Here is a 26,479-nt window from a genome sequence, read left to right as displayed (position 1 = left end):
AAATGCCCAGTAAACAGGGGGTGTACGGCTTTTGAGCCGCCGTCAGCGGCTCAGAGGTGCTCTACCCGTTCGAGCTACGCTTCGATCCTGTTTGCGGAACGAAGTCGAGCGAAACTTCTCGCCAGCAGTCGCGACACGTGCATCTGGGAGACGCCCAGTTCCTGACTGATCTGCGACTGTGTCAGGTTGCTGTAGTAGCGGAGCATCAGGATCCGCTGTTCCCGCTCCGGCAGCTGGACGAGGAGATGCCGCACCAGGTCGCGGTGTTCGACGCCGGCCAGCGCCGGGTCCTCGTAGCCGAGCCGGTCCAGCAGCCCCGGCATGCCGTCGCCCTCCTGGGCCGCTTCGAGCGATGTCGCGTGGTACGAACGGCCGGCCTCGATGCAGGCCAGCACCTCGTCCTCGCCGATCTTCAGCCGCTCGGCGATCTCCGCGGTCGTGGGGGAGCGCCCGTGGGCGGTCGTCAGGTCCTCGGTGGCCCCGTTCACCTGCACCCACAGCTCGTGGAGGCGCCGCGGCACGTGCACGGTCCGCACGTTGTCGCGGAAGTACCGCTTGATCTCTCCCACCACCGTGGGCATCGCGAACGTCGGGAACTGCACGCCGCGGTCAGGGTCGAACCGGTCGATGGCGTTGATCAGCCCGATCGTGCCGACCTGGACCACGTCCTCCATCGGCTCGTTGCGGCTGCGGAACCGGGCCGCGGCGTACCGCACGAGCGGGAGGTTGGCCTCGATGAGCGCGGCGCGCACCCTGGAGTGCTCCGCGGTCCCCGCCTGGAGTCCCTTGAGGCGGCCGAACAGCACCTGGGTCAGAGCCCGGGTGTCCGCACCGCGCCTCTGCGGCCTCGCGGCAGGGGCGGTGTCGTCCGGCCTCTCGTTCTGAGGTGGCACCTGAGGCGCAGTACTGGCCGACACGGTCAAGCCACCCCTTTGCGGTCATTTTCGGTCAACTCATCCGTCAAAAGCGGTCATAGCATCACAAGACATGTCCACTGTGTGCAAGCACCCGATAACGCCGTGTTGACGTCCTGCTGGGACGGAAAACCGACGAGCCCCCCGCCCTGGAGGGCGAGGGGCTCGTGGAGGGGCCTTCAGAACTCGTAGTCGGCGATCACCCACGTGGCGAACTCGCGCCACTGTCCGGCGGCCGCCTGATGGGCCGGATGCTCGATGTACCGCTTCAGCGCGTCCTTGTCGGCCACGGCCGAGTTGATGGCGAAGTCGTAGGCGATGGGCCGGTCCGTGATGTTCCAGGCGCACTCCCAGAACTCCAGCTCCGGTACGACGCCGTCCAGCTCCTGGAAGGCCTTCACTCCGGCGGCGACGCGGGGCTCGTCGCGCTCGACGCCCTCGTTGAGCTTGAAGAGGACCAGATGGCGGATCACGGGGCACTCCCTGGTTGGCCGGCAGGCGGGGGCCTGTCCGGCGGATCTTGGCCGGGGACCGCGATGCCTGGCGCGGCCCTAGTTGACGAGCTCGGTCATGAACTCTCCGACGCCCTGCGCGGCGCTCGAAATGCCCTCGAACCCTACCCCCACCAGGTCGGCCGCCCGGTCGGGGGAGTTGATGATCGTGTACAGGATGAAGACGACCACGATGTACACGGCTATCTTCTTGGCTTGCACCATCGGCCCCTGTCTCCCCTGCTGTCCTGCCCCGGCGACGCGTCGCGTGAGTCTAGCCGAGCGCATTCGGACAGATTTTCCACGGCCAAGAGCCTGTTCCTCGCGCCCTTTCAGGCGCGCGGCCGGGCGGAGCGCGAGCCGCGGAGCCGCTCACCGGACCCTGGCCGTGGTGCCCCCGATCGCGCCCACCGGGCCGGCCCGGACCGGCGTCCGCCGGAGCTTCGCCTCGGCGCGCCCTGCGTGCAGGCGTCGGATCCTCAGCGGTTTCAGCGGTGCCTGGAGATCCCTCTGAGGGCCGCGGCGTACGGCCGGAAGGCCGGGGACGTACCGAGAGGTCCGCGGCCACGACGAAGGCCCCGGTGCCATGCACCGGGGCCTTCGACAAGAGCGGTAGCGGAGGGATTTGAACCCTCGGTGACTTGCGCCACACTCGCTTTCGAGGCGAGCTCCTTCGGCCGCTCGGACACGCTACCGGGAGAGAGCTTAGCCCAAGGTGGGCCGTGCTCTGAAATCGGTTATGGGCAAGCGTCCGCCGAGCCCGTTCCCGACTGCCGGCGGGCACGGTTCAGCGGTCGCCCGGCCGGTCCCTGAAGAACGCCGTGAGCTGCTTCGAGCACTCCTCGCCCAGCACTCCGCTCACGACCTCGGGCCGGTGGTTGAGCCGGCGGTCCCGTACGACGTCCCACAGGGAGCCCGCCGCGCCGGCCTTGTCGTCGCGCGCCCCGTAGACCACGCGAGCCACCCGCGACTGCACGATCGCGCCGGCGCACATCGTGCACGGCTCCAACGTCACGACGAGCGTGCAGCCGGTCAGCCGCCACTCGCCGAGGACGACGGCGGCCCTGCGGATCGCCAGCACCTCGGCGTGCGCGGTCGGATCGCCCGTCGCCTCGCGCTCGTTGTGCCCGACGGCGAGGATCGTGCCGTCCCCGGAGAGCAGCACGGCGCCTACCGGCACGTCGCCGCCCTGCTCCGCGCGGTCCGCCTCGCCGAGGGCGAGGCGCATCGACGCCTCCCACGGACCGCGCACAGGGTCGTTCCACAGCACCGGTTCCGGCGTACGGTCCGGTGCCTGTTCGTCTGCCGGGCGGGGCACTAGCGCACGGTCTCCAGTACCTCGCCGGCGCCGAGCGCGTCCGCGATCTCCGACAGCGCGTCCGTCTCCAGCGCCAGCAGTTCCTTTTCGGACAGCCCGAGATCGGCGAGGATCTCGCGGTCGCCGGCCGGACCCGTCGGGACGGACTCGCCGGCCTGGGCGGGCAGGTCCACCGTGTCGGCCCCGTCCTCCTCCGGTTCTCCGTCCTCCGTACCGTCGAGGTCCAGCGCGTCGAGGTCGGCGGCAGGGTCCTCGTCGTCCCCGCCGAGCAGTTCGTTGGTGAGGATCTCCCCATAGGAGGAGCGTGCGGCAGCGGCCGCGTCCGAGACGAAGATCCGAGGGTCCTCCTCGCCCTCGACCCGGAGGATGCCGAACCAGGCGTCCTCCTGCTCGATGAAGACGAGGACCGTGTCCTCGTCCACCGAGGCTTCGCGGGCCAGGTCGGTCAGATCCGACAGGGTCTCCACATCGTCGAGCTCTGTGTCGCTCGCTTCCCACCCGTCATGAGTGCGCGCGAGCAGTGCGGCGAAGTACACCGTGACTCTCCCACTGATCAGAGGTGTGACGACCGGCGGCGCGTTCTGCGTTCGTGCCCCGCCCACTCGGAATCGTGGCAGAAAGAGGCGCGTTGCGAGAGGTCTTCCGTCGTTGCGTCGGCCATCAGTTCTTAAGGGGCTCGTGGGACGGTCTACCAGCGGAAGGTCCGCATGCGCATCTGCCGGCGCATCCGGGCCGCTCGGGCGCGTCGCGGCTGGACACGGTCGCGCAGCGCTTTGGCCTCGTTCAGTTCGCGCAGGAATTGGGCGCGTCGTCTGCGGCGCTCCCCGTCGGTCGCGTTCTCCTGCTCCGGCTCCGGCTCCGGCTCGGTCTCCGGCATCGGCCACACCACCCCACGGCTGTCTCCGTACTCCCCCGGGACCTGTCCGCGGGCACTTCCTCGGCCCCGCGGCCTGGGGAGACACCTCTCCACCTTCCCTCCGGAACCGTCCTTGATGCGAGTGCGGGCTACTGTTGACGCCATGCGGATCCACGTCGTCGACCACCCGCTGGTGGCGCACAAACTCACAACGCTGCGCGACAGGCGCACCGACTCCCCTACCTTCCGGCGGCTCGCCGACGAGCTGGTCACCCTGCTCGCCTACGAGGCCACCCGGGACGTGCGCACGGAGCAGGTCGACATCGAGACCCCGGTGACCCGGACGACCGGTGTGAAGCTGTCCAGCCCGAAGCCGCTCGTCGTGCCGATCCTGCGGGCCGGCCTGGGCATGCTCGACGGCATGGTCCGGCTGCTGCCGACCGCCGAGGTGGGCTTCCTGGGGATGATCCGCAACGAGGAGACGCTCGAGGCATCGACGTACGCGACGCGCATGCCGGAGGACCTCTCCGGGCGCCAGGTGTACGTGCTGGACCCGATGCTGGCGACGGGCGGGACGCTGGTCGCCGCGATCCGTGAGCTGATCAAGCGTGGCGCGGACGATGTGACCGCGGTCGTGCTTCTCGCGGCGCCGGAGGGCGTCGAGGTGATGGAGCGTGAGCTGGCGGGCACGCCGGTGACCGTCGTGACCGCCTCCGTCGACGAGCGTCTGAACGAGAACGGGTACATCGTGCCCGGCCTCGGTGACGCGGGTGACCGCATGTACGGGACGGCCGAGTAGCGGTCCGTAAGTGGTGCGGCCGACCGCGCCGCGGGACACGGGAAGGGCCGGAGGGTTCCGGCCCTTCCGTCGTCCCCGGGGCGCTCCCTAGCACTTGCCGGAAGGCGCCGGCTTCGGCTGCGACAGGGCCGCGAGGGCGACGTCCGCGCTCGCCTTGGCGTCGAGGGTCTTGAACGCGGTGCCGATGATGAAGTCGACGTCCGCGGTCGTGCGGGTGTCGGTCTTCGCCTGGAAGCCCCGCACCTGGGTGCCGAGCACCCGGAAGGCGCCGCTCTGTGCGGTGGACGCCCCGAGCAGTACGGCGGTGCCGGGGACCTTCTTGTCGTAGGCAGCCGGCGCGTTCGCCACCTTGCCGATCTTGAAGCCACGTTTCTTCAGTTCGTCGGCCGTCGACTTGGCGAGACCGGCGCGCGGCGTCGCGTTGTAGACGTTCACCGTGATCTGGCGCGGCAGCGGCGGCGGGGGCGCTGCGGAGGGGGACGGGGCGGGCTTGCACCGCGTGCCGCCCCCGCTCGCGGAGGTCTTGGTGCCGCCGCCCGTGAACGCGTCGATGAGCTGCACCGTCCCCCAGCCGGCGAGGCCCAGCGCGACCACCGCGGCGACAGCCGCGAGGACGATCCTGCGGCGGTTCCGGGGGCGTCGCATTCGTGGGTACTTGTCGCCCGTGATGCGGTACTTTCCGCCCATGCCCGGGGGAGTCAGCATGCTCATGGGCGCAGCGTAATGCGGTGTGGTGGCCGTGCCTACTAAACGATCAGTTGATTGCGTCCGTACGGTGTCGAAAGGGCCCCGAAAGGATCAGCCGCAGACCGTGGCGGGCCGCCCTCGGGGCGCCGCCGGCCGTCGCCGCGGCCCCGGGGAAGCGCCGGTCCGCTCAGCCCAGCTCGAGCACGCGGGCGTGCAGGACCTGACGCTGCTGAAGGGCCGCGCGCACGGCGCGGTGCAGGCCGTCCTCCAGATAGAGGTCGCCCTGCCACTTCACGACGTGGGCGAAGAGGTCCCCGTAGAACGTCGAGTCCTCTGCGAGCAGCGTCTCGAGATCCAGCTGTCCCTTGGTGGTCACGAGCTGATCGAGGCGGACCGGGCGCGGCGCGACATCCGCCCACTGCCGGGTGCTTTCCCGGCCGTGGTCGGGATACGGCCGCCCGTTACCGATGCGCTTGAAGATCACACGGAAAGCCTACCGGTCAAGAGGCTCATGGCGCAGCAACGGAACCGCGGTGCGATCCGATCAATACTTTGCAAACCGGGAGAATGGGGTCTCCCGCTGCTCTTTCCCGTCGGCTCGGGGCAGCGTCCATGGTGTCCTCGCGGCCACCATGGGGTTGTTCCGAGGCCGGTCATCGCCTTTGGTGCAGGGCGCGGCGGGGCCCGGTCGATCCCGCGGACCGTGCGGCTGATTCGCTCGAACGGGGGGCGGCCTCACGCGGACCTCCGAGCGCCCAAGGACGCGCCGGAAGGTCTCGCGGCCTTCTACGGGGACGGCGCGCCGCGGGCGATGAGCCCGCGGCGCGCCGCGACCGTCGGCGGCCCGGTGCCCGTCGTGGGCGGAGCGGCCGGTGTGACGTTCGGTGTTACTCGGTCACTTCGTGGTCGTGACCGTCGTGGAGGCCGCCGCCGCTGCCGGCGTCACCGTCCGTCGGGACGGTCGTGACCGGCTTGCGCAGCGAGCTGATGTCGTGGGCGTAGGTGCCCACGGCGTTGGCGATGATGCCGATGTTGACGGCGAACGCCTTCATGTTGATGTTGCTGATGTCGTCGCCCGCGGCGTGGTAGTTCACGTCGTACGCGATGCCCGCGGAACCGCCGAACTTCTTCGCCTGCGCCTCGGTCTTGATCCCCTCCGCGCCGGTGAAGGTGCCGCCGGACGGGATGCCCACCTCGATGAACGGCCCGTAGTCGGAGCGGCCGGTGAAGTCGGTGCCCTCGTGCGGGGTGCCCCGCTTGTCGAGGAACTCGTTGATGTCGCGCTCGAGCTGCGCGGAGCCCGCCGGGCCGGCTCCCGAGCCGACGCCGTCGGAGTTGTCGCCGTCGTAGACGAAGAGTCCGTAGTTCGGCGACGCGATCATGTCGAAGTTGAGGTAGAGCTTGACCTCCTTCTTCCCCAGGCTGCTGAGGTTCGCGACGTAGTGCTCGGAGCCGAGCAGTCCGTTCTCCTCGGCCGACCACCAGGCGAAGCGCACCTTGTTGGTGGGCTGCTTCTCCCGCTTGGCGAGCTCCTCCGCGACCTCGAGCAGACCGGCGGAGCCGGAGCCGTTGTCGTTGATGCCGGGGCCGGCGGTCACCGAGTCGAGGTGGGCGCCGAGCATCACCGTGTTGGCGGCGTTGCCCCGGCGGGTCTCCGCGATCACGTTGTTGGTGCTGCGCTTCTCCTGGAGCTCGCGGACCTCGAAGGAGACCTCCAGCGGGCCCTTGGCGAGGTCGGCGGCGAGCTTCTCGCCGTCGGCCTGCGTGATGCCTCCGGTCGGGATCTTCGCGGAGGCCTGGTCGCCCAGGGTTCCGGAGAGGCTGCCCTCGGTGTTGTTGTAGACGATGGCGCCGACCGCGCCGGCGGCGGCCGCGGCGGCCTGCTTGTCGGCGAAGCTGCATCCGCCGCGCTTGATCAGCGCGATCTTGCCGGTGAAGGTGTCCGACGCGTAGTCGGCCGCCTCGCAGCCCGTCGTGTCGTCCACGGGCACCGCCGCCACAGCGGCCTTGATGCCTCCAACAGGAGTGGACTTGGTGTACGTCATGGCCGCGATGTCGACGTCACGCGGCGTCGGTGAGACGACGGAGAGCTTCTCGGCGAGCGTCTCCGTGTAGATGAAGTCGAAGCGCTGGTACGAGACGTCGTACCCGTACTTCTTCATCTGCTGGTACACGTACGCGGCGGAGGCGTCGTGACCGAGCGAACCGGCGGCGCGGTGGCCGCCCGTGCTGTCCGCTATCTGCTGGAACTTCTCAAGGTGCTCGAAGGCGTCGTCCGCGGACGCCTTCTGGACCAGCTTCCGTGCCAGCTTCGACGCGTCCATGGCCGCCCGGTCGCCCGGGTCCTGACGCTGCGCAGCGGACGGGGAGGCGGATGCCAGCAGGAGCGGGGTTGCGAGTGCGGCAGCGGCCACGGTGGCCACGGCTCTGCGATGGGTTGCCTTCACAGAGGTCCTTCCCGATGTGTACGAGGGTTGAGGGGAAGTTAGCGATCTCTGTCGCCCCTGTGAACACTTGTGCCGTAACTCATGGCGCATTTCCCCCCATCAGCACACGGAAGCGCTTCATCCACTTCAACTCCCGGTACTTCAGGGCTTCCTGGGTGACTTCGTCGACTTGGCGGACTTGGCCGTCTTCGTCGCCTTCAGGGTCCTGGCGGTCTGCGTGGCCTTGGCTGCCTTGGCGGCGGCCTTCTTCTCCTGCTTGTACGCCCGCACCCTGGCGAGCGACTCGGGGCCGGTGATGTCGGCGGCCGACCGGTACGAGTCCTTCTCGCCGTACGCGCCGGCGGCCTCCCGCCAGCCCTCGGGACGTACGCCGTACTGCTTGCCGAGGAGGGCCAGGAAGATCTGCGCCTTCTGTTCGCCGAAGCCGGGCAGCGCCTTCAGCCTCGCCAGCAGGTCCGCACCGTCGGCCGCGGTCGTCCAGACGGCGCTCGCGTCGCCGCCGTACTCGTCGACGAGGAACCGGCACAGCTCCTGAACCCGTTTGGCCATGGACGCCGGGTAGCGGTGGACCGCCGGCTTCTCCCGCAGCAGTTCGGTGAAGGCGTCCGGGTCGTAGGCGGCGATCTCGGCGGCGTCGAGATCGTCGGTGCCCAGGCGCTGTGCCACCGTGTACGGGCCGGTGAACGCCCACTCCATGGGGATCTGCTGGTCGAGGAGCATCCCGATCAGGGCGGCGAGCGGGCTGCGGCCGAGGAGCTCGTCGGCCTCCGGTTGCTGGGCGAGGTGAATCGTGGCGTCCATGCCCTGATGATCACCCGGCGGCCGGTGCGCCGCCAGCGAAGCGCCGGGCGGCGCCGGGGCTGTGCCGGCGGGGCCGCGCGGGTGTCACGGGCTCAGCCGGGCGGCCCTGGCCCGGAGATAGCGGGCTTCCGGGATGCTCAGCGTCAGGGCGGCCGCAGAGCGGTAGGCGGCGCGCGCGGCGTCGACGTCGCCGGCCTTCTCCAGCAGGTGCGCCCTTACGGACTCGAGCCGGTGGTTGCCGCTCAGCCTGTCCTCCAGGCGAGCCACTTCGGCCAGACCGGCCCGTGGTCCGTGCACCATCGCCGTCGCCACCGTCCGGCCGAGCTCGGCCATCGCTTCGGGAGTGCGGGCGACGAGAAGGTCGTACAGGGCGAGGATCTGCGGCCAGTCGGTCTCGTCGGCGCTCGGAGCCTCGTCGTGCAACGCGGCGATCGCCGCCTGCAGTTGGTACGGGCCCGCCGGGCCCTGTGCCAGCGCCTCCTCCACCAGTCGGGTGCCCTCGGCGATCGCCGCGCGGTCCCAGCGCGTGCGGTCCTGCTCGTCGAGCGGGATCAGCTCTCCGTGCGGGCCGGTGCGGGCGGCGCTGCGGGCGTCTGTGAGCAGCATCAGCGCCAGCAGCCCGGTCACCGCACCGTCCGCCGGCAGCAGGCGTCGCACGGCGCGGACCAGGCGGATCGCCTCCGCCGCCAGGTCGCCGCGGTGCAGATCACGGCCGGAGGTCGCCGTGTACCCCTCGTTGAAGATCAGGTAGAGCACCTGAAGTACGGCGGCGAGCCGGGCGTCCCGGTCCCCCGGTCCCGGCTGCCGGAACGGCAGACCTCGTATCCGCTGCTTCGCCCGGCTGATCCGCTGCGCCATGGTGGCCTCCGGCACCAGGTGGGCCCGGGCGATCTCGGCGGTCGTCAGACCGCCGACGGCCCGCAGGGTCAGGGCGATCTGCGCGGGCGGGCTGAGCTCGGGATGGCAGCACAGGAAGAGCAGGGTGAGCGTGTCGTCCTCGGACGGTGCGCGTGCCTCACCGGGCGGTGGCCCGGTGAAGGCGTCCCGCGGGGCGAGCCGGCCGGCTGTCTCCTCTCGGCGCCGCCTGGCCTCCTCGCTGCGCAGGAGGTCCGTCAGGCGGCGGGAGGCGACCCTGATCAGCCAGCCGCGCGGATTGTCCGGTACGCCGCAGTCCGGCCACTGCTGCGCCGCCGCCAGCAGCGCTTCCTGAACGGCGTCCTCGGCCAGGTCGAAGTGGCCGTACCGGCGCACCAGCGCGCCGAGGACCTGCGGCGCGTGCAGGCGCAGCAGGTCCTCGACCCGGCGGGGATCAGCAGACATCGCCTCCGCCGTCCATGATCTGCCGGATCACCACGGGGTATTCGGTGGTGCCTTCGGGGACCGGGCACTGGGTGATGCGGGACGCGATCTCCGTCACGCGGTCCAGGCTCTCGCACTCCAGGACCCAGTACCCGGCGAGCACCTCCTTCGTCTCGCCGTACGGCCCGTCCGTCACCACCGGCCGCCCGTCCTTGCCGGACAGGACGTGCCGGGCCTGCGCCGGCGCTGCCAGGCCCTGCCCGTCGACGAGCTCGCCGGACTCGGCGAGGTCGTCGTTGACGCTCTGCATGAACGAGAACATCGCCTGCATGTCCTTCTCGTTCCAGGCCGGGGCGTGCTCGGAGCCGTTGCCGCTCATCGCCTCGTAGTCCGCCTGCGTGCCCTGAATCATCACCAGGTACTTCATGACTCGCTCCTTGTGGCCGGTCGGTCGCCCCTCCGGGCAACTCTCACAGGAGACGTCGGAGACGTCGGGGCGTTCTCGACACGACGCGGCAGATTTTTTCGCGGGCGGGGCAGAGCGGCCCGTGAGCGCGGACAGATGTGCGACGCCGGCCCCGGGAGCGTGTCCTGGGACCGGCGTCGGCCGGAACTTTCCGGCCCTGCTGTCGGACGGAGGTCAGTTGGCGTCGACCAGGTCGTGCGCAGGCACCTTCACCGTGCGGGCGCCCGGCTTGCCGCCCAGCACGACCTTGCGGAGCGCGCTGTTGTTGTTGAGGTCGGTCTCCTGGAGCCGCTTCTCGGGGTTGGCCAGCACCTGGATGTAGTAGGTGCCGTTGGGAAGGTCGGTGATGTCGAAGGACTGGCCGGGCAGATCCTGGGTGTACGTGTCGCCGGAGCCGACATCCAGCACCTCACGGACGGAGATCGAGTTCTCCTGGCCGCACGCGGTGGACAGGTCGGTGTTCTCCGGGTGCCAGTTGGCGTTCTTCACCGTGTAGTCGACGGCGTCGGTGTTGGCCAGGCAGAAGGCCTCCTTGCCGCTGCGCACCGCTTCCTTCTGGTCGGCCTTGAGCAGCCGGTAGCTGGCGAAGTCGGTGAAGTGCCAGTGCTCGTGTCCGGGCCGCGGGTCCCATTCCATGGTGCCGGTCGGGGCGTAGCCGACCTGCTTGCCGGCGGCGTCGTAGAAGTACTGATAGGCGTCCATCAGCTTCTTGCCGGGGGAGCGGAAGCCGTCCACCACCAGTTGCGCGGGGCCCGCGTTCCACACGTTGGCGCTGAACGCCAGGTAGTCCTTACCGGGGACGTCGTCCCCGCCGTCGCTGATCTGGATGCCGTAGGCCGGCAGCGACCGCAGGTCGGGCTTCGGCACGTCGGGCACGGACGCCTTGCCGGTCGGCCGGTTGGCGTTGGGCGTCAGCGCGGGGGCCTTCCTGGAGCCGTCGGTCCGCCCGGTCCCGTCACCCGCCTGCGCGGCCTTGAGGGCGGCCTTCTTGAGGGCCCACGGCACGGCCGGAGGAGCGGGTGGGTAGGGCCCGTGGCCCACGTTGTACGACGACCCCGCGCCGCTCGTGGGGGCCGCGGGCGCCTCAGGACGCATGGCGTTGTGGCCCGAGTGACCGGAGTGACCGGCCGCGTGGCCCGCGTGCTCCTTGGCCGCGGAGGCGCGCGTGCCCTCCTCCCAGCTGCGTTCCCGCACGGTCACGCTGATCGTCTGCGGCTTGTCCGCGATGCCGAACAGGTCCCGGTAGCGCTTCGCCACGGACACCTTCGCGGTGTACTTGCCGGCCGGCAGGGCGACCGGGGCCGAGTAGAAGCCGGAGTACGTGTTGGACGCCCAGCCGTTCTCCACCCCCCACACAGAGCCGAGCGTGAAGGGATTCGTGGGACAGCTCTGCGGATACTTCGACTTCGCCGGGGCGTCGGGACGGACGCGGCCGGAGGCGTTGTTCGGGCAGAACGCCTCGTCCTTGGTCACAACGGTCTTGCCGGCCGCGTCGGTGACCGTGATCCGGACGAAGCCGGGAAGCCCGGAGAAGTCCTTCACGAGTCCCGCGGGCAGGGTCTTGGTCCTGGGCGCCTTGTTCCCCTGCCGGATGATCTGCGTGGCGACGACCGGGTCCTTGTAGGACTTACGGGTCACCTTGAGCTCGAGGGGGCCGTCCTCGGCGGTGAGGTACGTCCCGAGGTCGAGGTAGACGCCGGGATCTTCCTTCCAGGAGTCGAGGGTCACCGACGTGGAGGCGGCGATCAGACTGAACTTCGGCTTGCTCTGTGCCTTCCGCGCGTCGGGTGCTGCCGCGACGACGCCGGCGGTGACGGCGATCGCCGCGCCCGCGGCGATCGCGGGGCGCCACAGGCGGGCATGGTGGGATCTGGTCATCAATCCTCATATCCGAGTGCCTGACGGGACATGGATCAACAGCCCGCTCGCACAACCGGCCGCGCTCGTCGGAACGACGCGGCCCCCCGTCGCGAAGCTGTGTCCCGCCTGTGAGAGTCCAAGGACGGCCCTGTCGGTTGTCTGGGGTCCCCCAGCTCGCGGAGGGTTGGCCGGAACCATGCCCTTTTCGCCGGATCCGGCCGACCTGACCCCGTTCCCGCCCGCCGGACTCCCGGCCCGTGCTAGGTCGCCGGGTGCAGGCCGCCCTCCGGCGCGGGAAGTACGGCGCGTTCCGCCGCTCCGCGACGGAAACGTCGAAGGGCCCCACCGCGAACGGTGGGGCCCTTCGACATCGTGCCCGGTGAGGCACTGGCGGAGGATACGAGATTCGAACTCGTGAGGGGTTGCCCCCAACACGCTTTCCAAGCGTGCGCCCTAGGCCACTAGGCGAATCCTCCGCCGCAAACAATACAAGACGTTGAGGAGTGCTCGCGAACACCTTCCCGATCTTCCTCTCGGGGGTCATGACCACTCCCCGGCATCGGGTAGCCTGGGTGCAGCCCCTCACGTGGCGCTATCTGACTGAACTCCCCCAGGGCCGGAAGGCAGCAAGGGTAGGTCGGCTCTGGCGGGTGCGTGGGGGGCGCTTGCGTTCCCGGGGATCCGGGGCGGCTCCGGTTGTCGGTGGGCCCCGATAACCTCGTAGGTGTGTCGTCCCTTGCGCTGTACCGCCGCTACCGCCCCGAGTCGTTCGCAGAGGTCATCGGTCAGGAGCATGTCACTGACCCGCTCCAGCAGGCCCTGCGCAACAACCGGGTCAATCACGCGTACCTGTTCAGCGGGCCGCGCGGCTGCGGAAAGACGACCAGCGCCCGCATCCTCGCCCGCTGCCTGAACTGCGAGCAGGGACCGACGCCGACCCCCTGCGGGGAGTGCCAATCCTGCCGGGACCTGGCGCGCACCGGGCCCGGATCCATCGACGTCATCGAGATCGACGCCGCTTCGCACGGTGGTGTGGACGACGCGCGTGAGCTGCGCGAGAAGGCCTTCTTCGGCCCCGCGAGCAGCCGGTACAAGATCTACATCATCGACGAGGCCCACATGGTCACCCCCGCGGGGTTCAACGCCCTGCTGAAGGTGGTCGAGGAGCCCCCGGAGCATCTGAAGTTCATCTTCGCGACCACCGAGCCCGAGAAGGTCATCGGCACCATCCGGTCGCGTACGCACCACTACCCGTTCCGGCTGGTCCCGCCCGGGACGCTCCGGGCGTATCTGGCGGAGGTCTGCGGCCGGGAGGGCATCCCGGTGGAGGACGGCGTTCTCCCGCTGGTCGTGCGGGCAGGCGCGGGCTCGGTGCGTGACTCCATGTCCGTCATGGACCAGCTGCTCGCCGGCGCCGCGGACGACGGTGTGACATATGCCATGGCGACGGCCCTGCTCGGCTACACGGACGGTTCGCTGCTCGACTCCGTCGTCGACGCGTTCGCGGCGGGCGACGGAGCCGCCGCCTTCGAGGTCGTGGACCGCGTCATCGAGGGCGGGAACGATCCGCGCCGGTTCGTCGCGGACCTGCTGGAGCGGCTGCGCGACCTGGTGATCCTCGCCGCGGTGCCGGACGCCGGCACCAAGGGACTGATCGACGCCCCGGCGGACGTGGTCGAGCGGATGCAGGCGCAGGCCGCCGTGTTCGGCGCCGCCGAGCTCAGCAGGGCCGCGGACCTGGTCAACACCGGCCTGACCGAGATGCGGGGAGCCACGTCGCCGCGGCTGCAACTGGAGCTGATCTGCGCCCGGGTGCTGCTGCCGGCGGCGTTCGACGACGAGCGGTCGGTGCGGGCCCGGCTGGACCGCCTGGAGCGCGGGGCGTCGTTCTCGCCCGGCGGCCAGGGCCCCGCCATGGGATACGTGCCCGGGCCGGACGCCCAGGCGCACGCGCCCGTGTCGCCGGGTGCCGGACCCGCCGCCGCCCGTGCCGCGGCGCGCGGTGACGCGGCTCCCACGGTTCCCGCGCCGGCCCCGACCCCGGCGCCCGAGCCGGTCGCGCCGCCCATCGGACAGCAGCCGCCCCAGCAGCCCCCGCGACAGGAGCCGCACCAGCAGCCCCAGCCCGCCGCGTCCCGCCCGGGTGCCTGGCCGGGGACCGCGGGCCCGGGCGGTACCGGCTCCGCGGCCGGGACCGTGGAGCCGGCCCGCCGGCCCGGCGGCTGGCCCACGGCCTCCGCCCCCGGCCAGGGCGCGCCGCAGCCTGCGGCTCCCACCCCGGCCCCCGCTCCCGCGCAGGCGCCCCCGGCGGCGCCCGGTCCTGGCCTCGCGCAGGGTGCCGGTCAGGTGCGAAACATGTGGCCCGAGATCCTGGAGGCCGTCAAGAACCGCCGTCGCTTCACCTGGATCCTGCTCAGCCAGAACGCACAGGTCACCGGCTTCGACGGCACGACCCTCCAGCTGGGCTTCATCAACGCCGGTGCCAGGGACAACTTCGCGAGCAGCGGCAGCGAGGAGGTCCTGAAGCAGGCCCTGGCCGAGCAGTTCAACGTGCAGTGGAAGGTCGAGGCGATCGTCGACCCGTCCGGCGGTTCCGGCGGCCCGGGCGGATCCGCTCCTCCGTCGGGCGGCCCCGGCGGCTACGGCAGCCAGGGCGGCTACGGCCAGGGCAGGCCGCAGCCCGCCGCCCCGGCCTCCCCGCCCGCGCCGGCCCCCGCCGCGCCTGCGCCGCAGTACGACCGGGCCCCGTCGCAGCCGTCGCACCAGGCCTCCGCGGCTCCCGCGCCGCAGTCCTCGCCGGAGCCGCCCCGTCCGTCGGAGCAGTACGCACCGCCCCCTGTGTCCATTGAGGACGACGTTCCGGAGGCGGACGATCCGGACCTGGTGGACTCCGCGCTGTCGGGCCACGACCTCATCGTGCGCGAGCTCGGTGCCACGGTCGTGGAGGAATATACGAACGAGTAGCGGCCTCGCCCTCGGAGGCCCGTACGACAGGCAGGGGCGTCCGGCGGTTAGGCTGACTGCCGTGAAGGTCCTCGTCATCGGCGGCGGCGCCCGCGAACATGCCCTGTGCCGCTCTCTGTCCCTCGATCCCGACGTCACCGCTCTGCACTGCGCGCCCGGAAACGCCGGTATCGCGGAGGTCGCCGAGCTCCACCCGGTCGACCAGATGGACGGCGCGGCCGTCGCGGAGCTCGCCACCGGGCTCGGAGCCGGGCTCGTCGTCGTCGGCCCCGAGGCTCCCCTCGTCGCCGGTGTCGCCGACGCCGTGCGCCGGGCGGGCATCCCCTGCTTCGGCCCCTCCAAGGAGGCGGCGGAGCTGGAGGGCTCCAAGGCGTTCGCCAAGGACGTGATGGCCGCCGCGGGAGTGCCGACGGCGCGCAGCTACGTCTGCACGACCCCGGAGGAGATCGACGAGGCGCTCGACGCCTTCGGAGCCCCGTACGTCGTCAAGGACGACGGCCTGGCGGCCGGCAAGGGTGTCGTCGTCACCGACGACGTCGCCGCCGCCCGCGAGCACGCGCTGGCCTGCGGCCGGGTCGTGATCGAGGAGTTCCTCGACGGTCCCGAGGTGTCCCTGTTCGCCATCACCGACGGCGTGACGGTCCTCCCCCTCCAGCCCGCGCAGGACTTCAAGCGCGCCCTCGACGACGACGAGGGACCCAACACGGGCGGCATGGGTGCCTACTCGCCGCTGCCCTGGGCCGACCCGAAGCTGGTCGACGAGGTCATGGCGAGCGTGCTCCAGCCGACCGTGGACGAGCTGCGCCGCCGTGGCACGCCGTTCTCCGGCCTGCTGTACGCGGGGCTGGCGATCACCTCGCGCGGTGTGCGGGTGATCGAGTTCAACGCCCGCTTCGGCGACCCCGAGACGCAGGTCGTCCTGGCCCGTCTCAAGACGCCGCTGGCGCGTGTCCTGCTCCATGCCGCGAAGGGCACGCTGGACACCGAGCCCCCGCTCACCTGGCGCGACGACGCGGCCGTGACCGTCGTCGTCGCCTCGCACAACTATCCGGGCACCCCGCGCACCGGCGACCCGATCGAGGGCCTCGATGCCGTCGCGGCCGAGGACGCGCCCCACGCGTACGTGCTGCACGCAGGTACGAAGCGGGACGGCGACGCGGTCGTGAGCGCGGGCGGCCGGGTGCTGTCGGTCACGGCGACCGGCAAGGACCTCACCGAGGCCCGTGAGCGGGCCTACCGGGCCGTGGGCAGGATCCGCCTCGACGGGTCGCAGCACCGCACGGACATCGCCCGCAAGGCCGCCGAGGCCCGTCCCGGCGCCTGAGCCGGCCCGTCCGCGCCGTGGCGCACCCGGCCCGCCCGCCCTCGCGCAGATCCGGCCGCGTGCGCCCTGGCGCAGGCCGCACGCGGCCCGGCAACGGCCGCCCTCGCCCGTCGGCCCGGACCGACCGCGTGCGGCCCGGCAAGGCCGCCGGTGACACTTCGCACCGCCGTACGACGCCCGCCCGGACATTCCGTCCGGGCGGGCGATCCTTTACCCAAAGCCATTCCATCGAGTGACGGCTTCCCTATCCGGATGACGGCCGCCAAAGCCCCAACTATGGTGCGGCGCAAGCATTCCGGCACTTGGCCCACCGGCATTGCGATGTCAGTGGGCGATGCCACAGTGGGGGAGTGACCAACACCGTCGCAGGGCAGAGGGGGTGAGGTCCGGCCGTGTCCGGTACCGGTATCGGTGAGTCGATGGGCGCCAGGGGCGCGCGTGCCAAGGCACTGGCCGTGCTGCGTATCCGCAGCAGGGCGGTCGCGGCGGCACTCCTCCCGGCGGCTGTCGCCGTCGTTCTGTTCGCAGGCGGGGCGACGGGCCACATGGCGGGCGGCGGCTGGGACATCGCCCGCTGGGTCGTCACGGTCTGCGCGCTGGTCGTGCTGGTGACCGCCGCGGTCGTGACCGCGATGATCGTGCGTGCCTCCCCCGCGCTGAGCCCGACCGTGGAGCTGCCGGAGCGTTCCGCCCCGGATCTCTACCGGCTGGTGAGGGACCTGGCGGAGCGCCTCGAGGTGCCCGCGCCGTCGGCGCTGGCGCTGACGCCGGACTGCGACAGCTGGCTCGAGGACCGTTCGCACCCGGCGCACTCGATATCCGGTGGCCGGCGTCGCACGGGCGAGGCTCCGGTGCTGGTCATCGGTTCGCCGTTCCTGTGGTGGATGCGGGTGGCCGAGCTGCGCGCGGTGCTCGCTCCGGTCGTCGCGGGCACCGGGTCCGCCGCCGATCCCGACATAGCCGCCGCCCGCCGTTTCGTACGGGGGCTGGACGCTGTGGTCGCCGATGCCGCCCGCTCCGGCCAGGGCAGGACGCGCAAGCTGCTGTCCCGCTTCGTCGGCAGGACCGCGAGGCTTCTGCTCCGCAGCTGTCAGGACCAGGCCGCGGGCATGGAGCGCTGGGTCGCCGCAGCCGCGTCGGAGCGCGCACAGGCTGTGGACTACGGGCTGCGGATCGTGGCGCAGGAGCAGGTCGGCCTGGCGTACGCGGGCTGGGACCGGTTGCTGACTAGGGTCGCGCTCCCCGCCTGGCGGATGGGCCGCTGGCCCTCCCGGCTGGACGCCGGTGTGGTGTCCGCCCTGACCGAGCTGTCGCGCCGGGACCGCCTTGCCGAGGGCTTCACCTCCCGGCTGGGCGAGCGCCCGGCCTGTGACCTGCTGGAGGAGCCGGGCGCGGTCGACGAGGCGGCGTCGCTGCTGGCCGCGCGTCTCTTCCACGGCGGTCCCGCCGGCCAGGGCCCCGACTGGGCGCCGGTCGACTGGCAGCAGTATCCGGAGGAGGTCGTGGACCGGAAGTGGCGTACGGAAGCGGCCCGTATCCACCAGGTTCTCGACGAGCTCGGCGTCGCGCCGTCGAGGGGGCCGCAGGGCCCGACGCTCGTCCGGGTCATGGACCACCTGTCCGCACGGCCCGGCGGAGAGGCGACCGAGGCCCTGGCCGCCGTGCTGACCGCCCGTGTGGCGCGTGAGGAGGCACTCGCGGAGCCCGTGGCCGGGGCCGGGAACCACCCGGTGGACGCGTCCGAGGACGCCCTGGCGCTCTGGGGCGGCGGCGATCCGCTGCCGCTCATGCCGCTTCAGCCGCCGCGCACCGGCCGCGAACTGCTCGCCGACCATGTCGTCGCGATGGTGTGCTGCACGGCGGTCGACACCGTCGGCGCGGTGCCGGGTCTGGACTGGCTCGACGGTCCGGCGCTCCTGGTCGACGGCGAGCGGCGGGCGGATCTGGCGGCGCCCGTGCTGAGCCTGGTCGAGGACGGGGACGCGCAACCGCTGCGGGTCTGGCTGGGTTCCCTCGGGGTTCGCCCGGAGAAGCCGGTCCGCCTTGTCTGAAGGGCGCCCGTCGGGCGGAGCCGCGCCGGACCGGTCCGCATGCCAGGTGCCGGGCGCGACAGGGAGCGCGAAGCGGAGCGATCTCTTCCGGTTCCGGTCTCCTTGTCGTCAATTCGCGACGAACGGTGACGGACTGCATGCGTAATGTGATGTGCTGGAGACCGGCGCTGAACAGGTCGGCGCGGCGCGGTTGTCACAGGGGCACCGAGGGAGGGGGCAGGCATGGGGGCGGATCAGATCCGGCGATGGGAATCGGGCGCTCTCGCGCACGCCGTCTCCGACCCCTTCGGCCAGGGCCCGCTGCCCTGGCTGCGCGGCAGTGAGAACTACTTCGACGACACCGGCCAGGTGGTCCCCTGGTACGCCGATCCGAGCCTGGCCCGCGGCGGCTCCGGCGGCCCCCGTACCGCGGACGACGTGCGCCGTCAGATCAAGGGATTCGTGAGTCCCGGAGCCGCCGCCCCCGGCGAGGCCGTCGACTTCCACATCACGGTGGATCCCCCGCAGCAGTTCTCCGTCGACGTCTACCGGATCGGCCACTACGGCGGCGACGGCGCCGCCAAGATCACCACGAGCCCCCGGCTCTCGGGGATCGTCCAGCCTCCGCCGCTCACCGCCGACCGCACGGTCTCCTGCCACCACTGGTGGCTCTCGTGGCGGCTCCAGATCCCCTCGTACTGGTCCGTCGGCGCCTACGTCGCCGTGCTGACCACCCTGGACGGGTACCGCTCGCACATCCCCTTCACGGTCCGCGACGACCACCCCGCGGACCTGCTCCTGCTGCTGCCCGACGTCACATGGCAGGCGTACAACCTCTATCCGGAGGACGGCCGCACCGGCGCCAGCCTCTATCACGCCTGGGGCGAGGACGGCAGGCTGCTGGGCGAGGAGGACGCCGCGGCCACGGTCTCCTTCGACCGTCCGTACGCGGGCGCCGGCCTCCCGCTCCATGTCGGCCACGCCTACGACTTCATCCGCTGGGCCGAGCGGTACGGCTACGACCTCGCCTACGCCGACACCCGCGATCTGCACGCCGGACGCATCGATCCGGCCCGCTACCGTGGCCTGGTCTTCCCCGGCCACGACGAGTACTGGTCGGCCGCCATGCGCCGGGCGGTGGAGCTGGCCCGCGACCGGGGCACGTCGCTCGTCTTCCTCTCCGCCAACACCATGTACTGGCAGGTCGAGCTCTCACCGTCGCCGTCAGGCGTCCCCGACCGGCTGCTGACCTGCCGCAAACGCCGTGGTCCCGGAAAGCCCGCGCTGTGGCGCGAGGTGGACCGGGCAGAGCAGCAGCTGATGGGCATCCAGTACGCGGGCCGGGTGCCCGAGCCGTCCCCGCTGGTCGTACGGAACGCGGACCACTGGCTGTGGGAGGCCACCGGCGCGGGGGAGGGCGACGAGCTTCCCGGCCTGGTCGCCGGAGAGGCCGACCGGTACTTCCCGCGCACGGCACTGCCCGAGCACGAAGGTCGGATCCTGCTCGCACACTCCCCGTACCTGGACGGCGACGGCACGGTCCGACACCAGGAGACCTCCCTCTACCGCGCGCCCTCCGGCGCCCTGGTCTTCGCCTCCGGGACCTTCGCGTGGTCCCCGGCCCTGGACCGGCCCGGCCATGTCGACCCCCGGATCCAGCGGGCGACCGCCAATCTCCTGGACCGCATCTGCAAGCGTGACTAGTCCCCCTCCGTACGACCCGGGGCTCGGAGAGCCCCGGGCACTTGGCCGCCCGGCGGGGCCTGCCGCACCCTGACCAGCTGGGTCCGGCCCGCGTACGGGACAATCGGAGCTGTTGTTCACAGCCACGGGGAGGAACCGTGTCCGGATTCGTCGAAAAGCCCGAGCCGCTGCAGGTGCCCGGCCTGGTGCATCTGCACACCGGCAAGGTGCGCGACCTGTACCAGAACGAGGCGGGCGACCTCGTGATGGTCGCCAGCGATCGCATGTCGGCGTACGACTGGGTGCTGCCCACCGAGATCCCCGACAAGGGCCGGGTCCTGACCCAGCTCTCGCTGTGGTGGTTCGAACGCCTCGAGGACCTGATCGGCAACCACGTCATCTCCACCGAGCTGCCTCCCGGCGCGCCCGCGGACTGGGCCGGCCGCACCATGGTGTGCAAGTCGCTGCGCATGGTCCCGGTCGAGTGCGTGGCCCGCGGCTACCTCACCGGATCGGGTCTCGCCGAGTACCGGCAGAGCCGCACCGTGTGCGGTCTGGCGCTCCCCGAGGGCCTGAGCGACGGCTCCGAGCTCCCCGCCCCGATCTTCACGCCCGCGACCAAGGCCGCCGTCGGGGACCACGACGAGAACGTGAGCTACGAGGAGGTCGCCCGCCAGGTCGGCGCCGAGACCGCCGCCCACCTGCGCCAGTCGACCCTCGCCGTCTACTCCCGGGCCCGTGACATCGCCCGCGGGCGGGGCATCATCCTGGCCGACACGAAGTTCGAGTTCGGCTTCGACGGCGACAGGCTGCTCATCGCCGACGAGGTGCTCACCCCGGACTCGTCCCGGTTCTGGCCGGCGGCGAGCTGGCAGCCGGGCCGTGCCCAGCCGTCGTACGACAAGCAGTACGTCCGGGACTGGCTGACCTCGCCGGAGTCCGGCTGGGACCGGAACAGCGAGCAGCCGCCGCCCGCACTGCCGCAGGAGGTCGTGGACGCGACCCGCGCCAAGTACGTGGAGGCCTACGAACTCCTGACCGGCGCGACCTGGTCCTAGCGGGACGCCCGGACACGAAGAAGCCCCCGGCCGAAAGGCCGGGGGCTTCTTTCCTTGAGCGGACGACGAGATTCGAACTCGCGACCCTCACCTTGGCAAGGTGATGCTCTACCAACTGAGCCACGTCCGCATGCGCCGTAGCGCGGAGACCACTATACCCAAACTCGGCGGTGCGCGAGACGCACCGCCGACCGGAGTTCTCCCCACGGCCCGGCAGGGCGGGACGCGAGCGCATTCCGCATCGCCGCCCCGAGCCGGTGCGACTTCTTCGCGACGGGGAGCCGGCTCGGCCGGACGGCGATCCTCTCGCCCTTTCCCAAGGTCGTGGGTGAGCGCACTCCAAGAGGGCTTCGGCAGTCAACTCGCGCTGTCCGGAGGGATTTCCGGCGCATCGGAGGATGGTCGCCGGCCGCCGACGTTCTAGGGCCGGGCCCTCGCGCGGTCGTCACGAGCACTCCCGGCTAGGGCCTCGGCCGGCCTGTGCGGCCGGGTGTGATCATGGTTCGTCGGCGCGCGTCGGCTGTGGGCACTGTCACAACGGGGATGCCCAGGTCCGGCTGCGCGGTCTCCACATCGCCTTTGCCGGTCACGCGCTCGGCGGGATCATTTGCCGCCGGCGCCACCCGTCCGCAGATGAGCTGCCCGTCCGCACATGAGGAGAAGCCCGGCCAAGAAGAGGCCCCGGAGTATGACGAAGGCCCCGGTCGCAATGACTGGGGCCTTCGTTCTCTGAGCGGACGACGAGATTCGAACTCGCGACCCTCACCTTGGCAAGGTGATGCTCTACCAACTGAGCCACGTCCGCATTGTTGCCGCTCGGCTCTCACCGGGCGGTACGTCCACCACTGTACCTGATCCACATCCGTGGACGGTAAAGCGATGCAGAGCGGGTGACAGGAATTGCACACTGCGCCTTCCCCCTGGAAGGGGGATGTTCTACTACTGAACTACACCCGCACGCTCCTCGAGGCGGGCCTTTCGGCTTGCCCCTCGGCGTGCTCCAGACTCTAGCGGATCACCTGGGGTGCAGTGCAACTCCGTTCGGCGCGGCCGCGGCCGGCGTCGCTCAACTGGCCTCGCGGAACGCCTCGTAGACGCGCTTCGGGATGCGGCCGCGGGCCGGCACGTCCATCTTGTTGGACTGTGCCCACGCCCGGACCGCTGCCGGTGCGGCCTCGACGGCGGTGTGCCGGTAGGCGACGGCGCGCGGCTTGTCGCGCTTGCCGCTGTTCGTCTGCTTTCGTCCGGCAGCCATGTAGGGCGCCAGCGCCTTGCGCAGTTTCTTTGCATTGGAGAGATTGAGGTCGATCTCGTACGACTTCCCGTCGAGGCCGAACGTGACCGTTTCCGTCGCTTCTCCGCCATCGATGTCGTCGGAGAGCGTGACCACCACTCGCTGAGCCACGGATATCGGTCCTTTCCCTGCGGTATCACCGGAACGGCGTGGGTTGTGACGTGCGGCGATACCGGTTATTCGGCCGTCGAGGGGCAATGCTGCTTTCCTCTGTATTCCTTTGTACAGCGGATGGGCGCGCATTGTGAAGCCCCGGCAATTACTTGCGCGTGTCCTTCACAATGGGGCCCGGCAATCTTTCCTTGGATTTCGCGGGGGGCGGGTTTGATATCTACCCGCGTAGATTTTCGGGGCGGGTACGCTGAGGGAACCGCCCTCGCAACACACCACCGGGAGTGCCCGTGGCTCGCGTCGTAGTCGACGTCATGCTCAAGCCCGAGATCCTCGACCCCCAGGGACAGGCGGTGCAGCGTGCACTGCCGCGACTGGGATTCGCCGGGATCGCGGACGTCCGTCAGGGAAAGCGCTTCGAACTGGAGGTGGAGGGGCCGGTCGACGACGCCGCCCTCTCCCGCATCCATGAGATGGCTGAAACGTTCCTCGCCAACACCGTCATCGAGGACTTCGTCGTGAAGGTGGAGTCGTGACCGCTCGTATCGGAGTCGTCACCTTCCCCGGAACGCTCGATGACCAGGACGCGCTGCGTGCCGCACGGCTCGCCGGCGCAGAGGCGGTACCGCTCTGGCACCGCGACAAGGACCTCAAGCAGGTCGACGCGGTCGTCCTCGCCGGAGGTTTCTCGTACGGCGACTATCTCCGTGCCGGTGCCATCTCCCGGTTCTCGCCGGTGATGGAGACGATCATCGAGCAGGCGAAGGCCGGTATGCCGGTCCTGGGTATCTGCAACGGTTTCCAGGTCCTCACGGAGGCCCACCTCCTGCCGGGCGCGATGCTGCGGAACAACCATCTGCACTTCATCTGCCGTGACCAGAAGCTGCGGGTGGAGAACGCGGACACCGCCTGGACCGCGGACTACGAGTCCGGCCAGGAGATCTCCGTACCGCTGAAGAACATGGACGGCCGGTACGTCGCCGACGAGCGGGTGCTCGACGAGCTCGAGGCCGAGGGCCGTGTCGCCTTCCGCTACCTGGACCTGAACCCCAACGGCTCGCTGCGCGACATCGCCGGCATCACCAACGCCGCGGGCAACGTGGTCGGTCTGATGCCGCACCCCGAGCACGCCGTGGAGCCGCTGATCGGTACCGGCGGTACCGACGGGCTCGGATTCTTCACCTCCGTTCTCAAGAAGCTGGTCGCAGCATGACTCTGGACACCGTCAAGCACGCCACCGAGACCCCGGACGCCGGCCAGCCGTGGAAGGAGCTCGGCCTCAAGGAGGACGAGTACGCCCGGATCCGCGAGATCCTGGGCCGCCGTCCCACCGGTGCCGAGCTCGCGATGTACAGCGTCATGTGGTCGGAGCACTGCTCGTACAAGAGCAGCAAGGTCCACCTGAAGCAGTTCGGCGAGAAGGCGCCCGAGAACGACGCCATGCTCGTCGGCATCGGTGAGAACGCGGGCGTCGTCGACGTCGGCCAGGGCTACGCAGTCACCTTCAAGGTGGAGTCGCACAACCACCCGTCGTACATCGAGCCCTACCAGGGCGCTGCCACCGGTGTCGGCGGCATCGTCCGCGACATCCTCGCGATGGGCGCCCGCCCGGTCGCCGTCGTGGACCCGCTGCGCTTCGGCGCCGCCGACCACCCCGACACCAAGCGCGTCCTGCCGGGCGTGGTCGCGGGCATCGGCGGCTACGGAAACTGCCTGGGCCTGCCGAACATCGGCGGCGAGGTCGTCTTCGACGAGTGCTACCAGGGCAATCCGCTGGTCAACGCCGGCTGCATCGGTGTGATGAAGCACGAGGACATCCACCTCGCGAAGGCGTCCGGCCCCGGCAACAAGGTGATCCTCTACGGCGCCCGCACCGGCGGCGACGGCATCGGCGGTGTCTCGGTGCTCGCGTCGGAGACCTTCGAGTCGACGGGTCCCGCCAAGCGGCCCGCCGTCCAGGTCGGCGACCCCTTCCAGGAGAAGCTCCTCATCGAGTGCACCCTTGAGATCTTCAAGGAGAAGCTCGTCGCGGGCATCCAGGACCTCGGCGGCGCCGGTCTGTCCTGCGCCACCTCCGAGCTCGCGAGCGCCGGCTCCGGCGGTATGCGGGTCGAGCTGGACAGCGTGCCGCTGCGCGACGCGACGCTCTCGCCTGAGGAGATCCTCATGAGCGAGTCGCAGGAGCGCATGTGCGCGATCGTCGAGCCGGACAAGGTGGACCGGTTCCTGGAGATCTGCGAGAAGTGGGACGTCATCGCCACCGTCATCGGTGAGGTGACCGACGGTGAGCGCCTGGAGATCTTCTGGCACGGCGAGCAGATCGTCGACGTCCCGCCGCGGACCGTCGCCCACGAGGGCCCGGTCTACCACCGGCCGTACGCCCGCCCCTCCTGGCAGGACGCGCTCCAGGCGGACGACGCGAACAAGCTGGCCCGCCCGGCGAACGCGGAGGAGCTGCGCGAGCAGGTCCTCAAGCTGGTCGCCTCTCCGAACCAGGCCTCCAAGGCGTGGATCACCGACCAGTACGACCGCTTCGTGCAGGGGAACACCGTGCTGGCGCAGCCGGAGGACGCGGGCATGGTCCGGATCGACGAGGAGTCGAACCTGGGCGTGGCCATGGCGACCGACGGCAACGGCCGGTACGCGAAGCTCGACCCGTACACGGGTGCGCAGCTCGCGCTGGCGGAGGCGTACCGCAACGTGGCCGCCTCCGGTGCGAAGCCGCTCGCGATCTCCGACTGCCTGAACTTCGGCTCGCCCGAGGACCCGGACGTCATGTGGCAGTTCGCCGAGGCCACGCGTGGTCTCGCGGACGGCTGTCTGCAGCTGGGCACGCCGGTGACCGGCGGCAACGTCTCGCTCTACAACCAGACGGGCGAGACGGCGATCCACCCGACGCCGGTCGTCGCGGTGCTCGGTGTGATCGACGACGTCAACCGCAGGACGCCGATCGCGTTCGCCGAGGAGGGGCAGCTGCTCTACCTGCTCGGCGACACCCGCGAGGAGTTCGGCGGCTCGGCCTGGTCCCAGGTCGTCCACGACCACCTCGGCGGTCTGCCGCCGAAGGTCGACCTCGACCGGGAGAAGCTGCTGGGCGAGATCCTGATCTCGGCCTCCCGCGACGGCATGATCGACGCGGCGCACGACCTGTCCGACGGCGGCCTGATCCAGGCGGTCACGGAGTCGTGCCTGCGCGGTGGCAAGGGTGCGCGGCTCGTCGTCCCGGACGGTCTGGACGCGTTCACCTTCCTGCTGAGCGAGTCGGCGGGCCGTGCGGTCGTCGCCGTCCCGCGCAGCGAGGAGCTCCGCTTCAACGACATGTGCGGCGCCCGCGGTCTGCCCGTGACCCGTATCGGTGTGGTGGACGGAGACTCCGTCGAGGTGCAGGGCGAGTTCAGCATCCCGCTGAGCGAGCTGCGCACGGCGCACGAGGCGACCATCCCGGGTCTGCTCGTCTGACCTGTCGCTCTGCGGCCCCCGTCCGGTTCCGACCGGGCGGGGGCTTCTGCGTGTGGGTGTTGCACGAGATTACGTAATTACGTAATCTCGTTCGCATGGATCTGGAAGAGCGGGTCGCCGCGCTCGAGCGACGGCTGGCGGCCCTGGAAGGCGCCCGGCCCGCCGCGGCAAGCCCGGGTGACGGCGACTTCTGGGCGCTGGAGGGACTGAAGCAGCAGTTCGCCTCCGCCGGCGAGGCGGCGGCGGACGGCGGCGTGCTGTTCACCGGAGCCGTACGGCTGCCCACCGAGGAGCGGTACGAGTGGCAGTACGGCGCGCTCACCACGGACGTCCTCGATGAGGACGGCCCCGACCAGGGACAGCTCGCCGAGTCGCTGGCCGCCCTCGGCCACGCCGTCCGGCTGCGCCTGCTGCGCGAGATCCTCGGCGGCCGCCGTACCGCCGCCGAGCTGGCCGAGCTCGAAGGGCTCGGCACCACCGGCCAGATCTACCACCACCTGCGCCAGTTGACCGGCGCCGGCTGGCTCCGCACCACGGGGCGCGGTCGCTACGAGGTACCCGGGGCCCGGGTGGTCCCGCTGCTCGTGGTGCTGACCGCCGCGTGCCCGTGACACGGCA

Annotated in this window: 24 protein-coding genes, 5 tRNA genes and 1 other RNA gene; 11 read left to right on the top strand and 19 right to left on the bottom strand. The window is 70.9% G+C overall.

Annotated elements, in window-relative coordinates:
- Positions 1-74: 74 nt before the first annotated feature.
- From ACTMTU_RS10610 to ACTMTU_RS10580, 7 genes are all read right to left on the bottom strand, one after another.
- Positions 75-917, bottom strand: coding sequence for an RNA polymerase sigma factor SigF (locus tag ACTMTU_RS10610; RefSeq protein ID WP_037776580.1), 843 nt, complete (start codon positions 915-917; stop codon positions 75-77).
- A gap of 176 nt (positions 918-1,093) precedes the next feature.
- Complete coding sequence (locus tag ACTMTU_RS10605) at positions 1,094-1,387, bottom strand: Dabb family protein (RefSeq protein WP_159690095.1); 294 nt, start codon at positions 1,385-1,387, stop codon at positions 1,094-1,096.
- A 78-nt stretch (positions 1,388-1,465) separates the two neighbouring features.
- A complete protein-coding gene (locus ACTMTU_RS10600) occupies positions 1,466-1,630 on the bottom strand; it encodes a hypothetical protein (protein ID WP_182327695.1) in 165 nt (54 codons plus the stop codon).
- Between the two features lie 385 nt (positions 1,631-2,015).
- A tRNA-Ser gene (locus ACTMTU_RS10595) sits at positions 2,016-2,100 on the bottom strand.
- A gap of 92 nt (positions 2,101-2,192) precedes the next feature.
- Positions 2,193-2,723 carry a tRNA adenosine(34) deaminase TadA gene (tadA, locus tag ACTMTU_RS10590; RefSeq protein ID WP_441263230.1) on the bottom strand — a complete coding sequence of 177 codons (531 nt, stop codon included), beginning with the start codon at positions 2,721-2,723 and terminating at the stop codon, positions 2,193-2,195.
- The gene (locus ACTMTU_RS10585) at positions 2,723-3,259 is read right to left on the bottom strand and encodes a tRNA adenosine deaminase-associated protein (protein ID WP_441263229.1); all 537 of its coding nucleotides are present in this window, start codon (positions 3,257-3,259) and stop codon (positions 2,723-2,725) included. The genes tadA and ACTMTU_RS10585 overlap by 1 nt, the downstream gene beginning before the upstream one ends.
- A gap of 152 nt (positions 3,260-3,411) precedes the next feature.
- Positions 3,412-3,600, bottom strand: coding sequence for a hypothetical protein (locus ACTMTU_RS10580; protein ID WP_441263228.1), 189 nt, complete (start codon positions 3,598-3,600; stop codon positions 3,412-3,414).
- Positions 3,601-3,742: 142 nt separating this feature from the next.
- On the opposite strand from ACTMTU_RS10580, the gene upp reads away from it, so the two are divergent.
- Positions 3,743-4,378, top strand: a complete 636-nt coding sequence (upp, locus tag ACTMTU_RS10575; protein WP_441263227.1) for a uracil phosphoribosyltransferase — start codon at positions 3,743-3,745, stop codon at positions 4,376-4,378.
- Positions 4,379-4,465: 87 nt separating this feature from the next.
- On the opposite strand, the gene ACTMTU_RS10570 is transcribed toward upp, so the two are convergent.
- The 8 genes from ACTMTU_RS10570 to ACTMTU_RS10535 all read right to left on the bottom strand — a co-directional run bounded on the left by ACTMTU_RS10570 (position 4,466) and on the right by ACTMTU_RS10535 (position 12,414).
- Positions 4,466-5,089, bottom strand: a complete 624-nt coding sequence (locus tag ACTMTU_RS10570) for a LytR C-terminal domain-containing protein (protein ID WP_441263226.1) — start codon at positions 5,087-5,089, stop codon at positions 4,466-4,468.
- A 163-nt stretch (positions 5,090-5,252) separates the two neighbouring features.
- Complete coding sequence (locus ACTMTU_RS10565) at positions 5,253-5,549, bottom strand: type II toxin-antitoxin system VapB family antitoxin (RefSeq protein ID WP_003955420.1); 297 nt, start codon at positions 5,547-5,549, stop codon at positions 5,253-5,255.
- A gap of 403 nt (positions 5,550-5,952) precedes the next feature.
- Positions 5,953-7,488: a M28 family metallopeptidase gene (locus ACTMTU_RS10560; RefSeq protein ID WP_441263698.1), complete on the bottom strand. Its 1,536-nt coding sequence runs from the start codon at positions 7,486-7,488 to the stop codon at positions 5,953-5,955.
- A gap of 165 nt (positions 7,489-7,653) precedes the next feature.
- Complete coding sequence (locus ACTMTU_RS10555) at positions 7,654-8,313, bottom strand: HhH-GPD-type base excision DNA repair protein (RefSeq protein WP_441263225.1); 660 nt, start codon at positions 8,311-8,313, stop codon at positions 7,654-7,656.
- Between the two features lie 84 nt (positions 8,314-8,397).
- Positions 8,398-9,633, bottom strand: a complete 1,236-nt coding sequence (locus ACTMTU_RS10550) for an RNA polymerase sigma factor (RefSeq protein WP_441263224.1) — start codon at positions 9,631-9,633, stop codon at positions 8,398-8,400.
- The gene (locus ACTMTU_RS10545; RefSeq protein WP_441263223.1) at positions 9,623-10,039 is read right to left on the bottom strand and encodes a YciI family protein; all 417 of its coding nucleotides are present in this window, start codon (positions 10,037-10,039) and stop codon (positions 9,623-9,625) included. The genes ACTMTU_RS10550 and ACTMTU_RS10545 overlap by 11 nt, the downstream gene beginning before the upstream one ends.
- A gap of 213 nt (positions 10,040-10,252) precedes the next feature.
- Entirely contained in the window at positions 10,253-11,956 is a 1,704-nt protein-coding gene (locus ACTMTU_RS10540; protein WP_441263222.1) for a lysyl oxidase family protein, read from the bottom strand.
- 370 nt (positions 11,957-12,326) lie between these two features.
- Positions 12,327-12,414, bottom strand: a tRNA-Ser gene (locus tag ACTMTU_RS10535).
- A 97-nt stretch (positions 12,415-12,511) separates the two neighbouring features.
- On the opposite strand from ACTMTU_RS10535, the gene ffs reads away from it, so the two are divergent.
- The 6 genes from ffs to ACTMTU_RS10505 all read left to right on the top strand — a co-directional run bounded on the left by ffs (position 12,512) and on the right by ACTMTU_RS10505 (position 20,997).
- An RNA gene (gene ffs / locus ACTMTU_RS10530) (signal recognition particle sRNA small type) lies at positions 12,512-12,610 on the top strand.
- A 54-nt stretch (positions 12,611-12,664) separates the two neighbouring features.
- Positions 12,665-14,902 (top strand): DNA polymerase III subunit gamma and tau, encoded by a 2,238-nt coding sequence (locus ACTMTU_RS10525; protein WP_441263221.1) that lies wholly within the window; start codon positions 12,665-12,667, stop codon positions 14,900-14,902.
- A 61-nt stretch (positions 14,903-14,963) separates the two neighbouring features.
- Entirely contained in the window at positions 14,964-16,226 is a 1,263-nt protein-coding gene (gene purD / locus ACTMTU_RS10520; protein WP_441263220.1) for a phosphoribosylamine--glycine ligase, read from the top strand.
- A 392-nt stretch (positions 16,227-16,618) separates the two neighbouring features.
- The gene (locus ACTMTU_RS10515; protein WP_441263219.1) at positions 16,619-18,277 is read left to right on the top strand and encodes a hypothetical protein; all 1,659 of its coding nucleotides are present in this window, start codon (positions 16,619-16,621) and stop codon (positions 18,275-18,277) included.
- Between the two features lie 222 nt (positions 18,278-18,499).
- Complete coding sequence (locus ACTMTU_RS10510) at positions 18,500-19,960, top strand: N,N-dimethylformamidase beta subunit family domain-containing protein (RefSeq protein ID WP_441263218.1); 1,461 nt, start codon at positions 18,500-18,502, stop codon at positions 19,958-19,960.
- Positions 19,961-20,097: 137 nt separating this feature from the next.
- Positions 20,098-20,997: a phosphoribosylaminoimidazolesuccinocarboxamide synthase gene (locus tag ACTMTU_RS10505; protein ID WP_441263217.1), complete on the top strand. Its 900-nt coding sequence runs from the start codon at positions 20,098-20,100 to the stop codon at positions 20,995-20,997.
- A gap of 57 nt (positions 20,998-21,054) precedes the next feature.
- Here the strand turns inward: ACTMTU_RS10505 and ACTMTU_RS10500 are convergent.
- The 4 genes from ACTMTU_RS10500 to ACTMTU_RS10485 form a co-directional block, all read right to left on the bottom strand.
- Positions 21,055-21,127, bottom strand: a tRNA-Gly gene (locus tag ACTMTU_RS10500).
- Positions 21,128-21,729: 602 nt separating this feature from the next.
- Positions 21,730-21,802: transfer RNA gene (locus ACTMTU_RS10495), tRNA-Gly, on the bottom strand.
- 80 nt (positions 21,803-21,882) lie between these two features.
- Positions 21,883-21,954: transfer RNA gene (locus ACTMTU_RS10490), tRNA-Gly, on the bottom strand.
- A 109-nt stretch (positions 21,955-22,063) separates the two neighbouring features.
- A complete protein-coding gene (locus ACTMTU_RS10485; RefSeq protein ID WP_244258208.1) occupies positions 22,064-22,402 on the bottom strand; it encodes a histone-like nucleoid-structuring protein Lsr2 in 339 nt (112 codons plus the stop codon).
- Between the two features lie 290 nt (positions 22,403-22,692).
- On the opposite strand from ACTMTU_RS10485, the gene purS reads away from it, so the two are divergent.
- The 4 genes from purS to ACTMTU_RS10465 all read left to right on the top strand — a co-directional run bounded on the left by purS (position 22,693) and on the right by ACTMTU_RS10465 (position 26,472).
- Complete coding sequence (purS, locus tag ACTMTU_RS10480; protein ID WP_005315325.1) at positions 22,693-22,938, top strand: phosphoribosylformylglycinamidine synthase subunit PurS; 246 nt, start codon at positions 22,693-22,695, stop codon at positions 22,936-22,938.
- Positions 22,935-23,615, top strand: a complete 681-nt coding sequence (gene purQ / locus ACTMTU_RS10475) for a phosphoribosylformylglycinamidine synthase subunit PurQ (RefSeq protein ID WP_441263216.1) — start codon at positions 22,935-22,937, stop codon at positions 23,613-23,615. Before purS ends, purQ begins: the two co-directional genes overlap by 4 nt.
- Positions 23,612-25,861: a phosphoribosylformylglycinamidine synthase subunit PurL gene (gene purL / locus ACTMTU_RS10470; RefSeq protein ID WP_441263215.1), complete on the top strand. Its 2,250-nt coding sequence runs from the start codon at positions 23,612-23,614 to the stop codon at positions 25,859-25,861. Before purQ ends, purL begins: the two co-directional genes overlap by 4 nt.
- 95 nt (positions 25,862-25,956) lie before the next feature.
- A complete protein-coding gene (locus ACTMTU_RS10465; RefSeq protein WP_441263214.1) occupies positions 25,957-26,472 on the top strand; it encodes an ArsR/SmtB family transcription factor in 516 nt (171 codons plus the stop codon).
- Positions 26,473-26,479 lie beyond the last annotated feature (7 nt).

Source organism: Streptomyces sp. OZ13 (assembly GCF_052068155.1).
Classification (GTDB): Bacteria; Actinomycetota; Actinomycetes; order Streptomycetales; family Streptomycetaceae; genus Streptomyces.
The sequence above is the reverse complement of the archived record's forward strand: the minus strand, read 5'-3'. Positions and strand labels throughout refer to the sequence as shown.

Excerpts from the sequence above, each read along its gene's own strand:
- ACTMTU_RS10540 (WP_441263222.1), bottom strand. The coding sequence starts at position 11,956 with ATGACCAGATCCCACCATGCCCGCCTGTGGCGCCCCGCGATCGCCGCG.
- ACTMTU_RS10600 (WP_182327695.1), bottom strand. The coding sequence starts at position 1,630 with ATGGTGCAAGCCAAGAAGATAGCCGTGTACATCGTGGTCGTCTTCATC.
- purL (WP_441263215.1), top strand. The coding sequence starts at position 23,612 with ATGACTCTGGACACCGTCAAGCACGCCACCGAGACCCCGGACGCCGGC.
- ACTMTU_RS10555 (WP_441263225.1), bottom strand. The coding sequence starts at position 8,313 with ATGGACGCCACGATTCACCTCGCCCAGCAACCGGAGGCCGACGAGCTC.
- ACTMTU_RS10545 (WP_441263223.1), bottom strand. The coding sequence starts at position 10,039 with ATGAAGTACCTGGTGATGATTCAGGGCACGCAGGCGGACTACGAGGCG.
- upp (WP_441263227.1), top strand. The coding sequence starts at position 3,743 with ATGCGGATCCACGTCGTCGACCACCCGCTGGTGGCGCACAAACTCACA.
- ACTMTU_RS10550 (WP_441263224.1), bottom strand. The coding sequence starts at position 9,633 with ATGTCTGCTGATCCCCGCCGGGTCGAGGACCTGCTGCGCCTGCACGCG.
- ACTMTU_RS10570 (WP_441263226.1), bottom strand. The coding sequence starts at position 5,089 with ATGAGCATGCTGACTCCCCCGGGCATGGGCGGAAAGTACCGCATCACG.
- ACTMTU_RS10580 (WP_441263228.1), bottom strand. The coding sequence starts at position 3,600 with ATGCCGGAGACCGAGCCGGAGCCGGAGCCGGAGCAGGAGAACGCGACC.
- ACTMTU_RS10510 (WP_441263218.1), top strand. The coding sequence starts at position 18,500 with ATGGGGGCGGATCAGATCCGGCGATGGGAATCGGGCGCTCTCGCGCAC.
- ACTMTU_RS10465 (WP_441263214.1), top strand. The coding sequence starts at position 25,957 with ATGGATCTGGAAGAGCGGGTCGCCGCGCTCGAGCGACGGCTGGCGGCC.